Origin of the sequence: Pedobacter superstes, assembly GCF_037622515.1 — a bacterium.
Classification (GTDB): domain Bacteria; phylum Bacteroidota; class Bacteroidia; order Sphingobacteriales; family Sphingobacteriaceae; genus Paradesertivirga; species Paradesertivirga superstes.
Map to the genome: position 1 here is coordinate 1 of NZ_JBBJCN010000026.1, position 353 is coordinate 353.

The 353-nt window shown below is 46.2% G+C and carries 1 protein-coding gene; it reads left to right on the plus strand.

Annotation, left to right across the window (positions count from 1 at the left end; genetic code table 11):
- A partial coding sequence (locus WG906_RS19350; protein WP_339994542.1) for a condensation domain-containing protein occupies positions 1-353 on the plus strand: 353 nt, incomplete at both ends.

The following is a 353-nucleotide window of genomic DNA, read 5'->3' on the forward strand; positions in this document are numbered from 1 at the left end:
GTTTACAGAGCAGCGTAAACCTGAGTTGCCGGTTTTACCACTACAATACGCAGATTATGCGATATGGCAGCGGCAGATCTTACAAGAAGAAGTTCTGGATAAGAAGTTAGGATACTGGAAAGAGAAATTACAAAACGTATCACCTCTGGAGCTGCCTGCCGATCATATCCGCCCGGCAGTGCAAGGCATTGGAGGGGCACATGTATATTTTAGTATTGACCAAAATACCGCCGAAGGATTAAAAACCCTGAGCCATGCTCATGGTGCTACGCTGTATATGACCTTGCTGTCAGCCTTTAAGGTGCTTCTTTACCGCTATAGCGGTAAAGAGGATATCTGTGTTGGTACGGGTG